At 53.8% G+C, this 234-nt stretch carries 1 tRNA gene and 1 rRNA gene; both read left to right on the forward strand.

Going from position 1 to position 234, the window contains the following annotated elements:
* Nucleotide 1 precedes the first annotated feature (1 nt).
* Nucleotides 2-76, forward strand: a tRNA-Glu gene (locus GPK94_RS05835).
* A gap of 39 nt (nucleotides 77-115) precedes the next feature.
* Nucleotides 116-231, forward strand: a 5S ribosomal RNA gene (rrf, locus tag GPK94_RS05840).
* The last annotated feature ends 3 nt before the right edge of the window (nucleotides 232-234 follow it).

Here is a 234-nt window from a genome sequence, read left to right on the forward strand (position 1 = left end):
TGGCCCGTTGGTCAAGCGGTTAAGACGGCGGCCTCTCACGCCGCAAACATGGGTTCGATTCCCGTACGGGTCACCAATTTAATTATGGTTTTAACCGGAGACGGTTGAAATAGCAGTCGGTGTTGATTGCGGTGAGGGTCCACCCGTTCCCATTCCGAACACGGAAGTTAAGCTCACCTGCGCCGAAAATACTTGTCTGGAGACGGACCGGGAAGATAGGTAATGCCGACACAG

It is taken from the genome of Pseudoflavonifractor sp. MCC625, assembly GCF_018784545.1.
In the GTDB taxonomy this organism is placed as follows: Bacteria; Bacillota; Clostridia; order Oscillospirales; family Oscillospiraceae; genus Pseudoflavonifractor_A; species Pseudoflavonifractor_A gallinarum.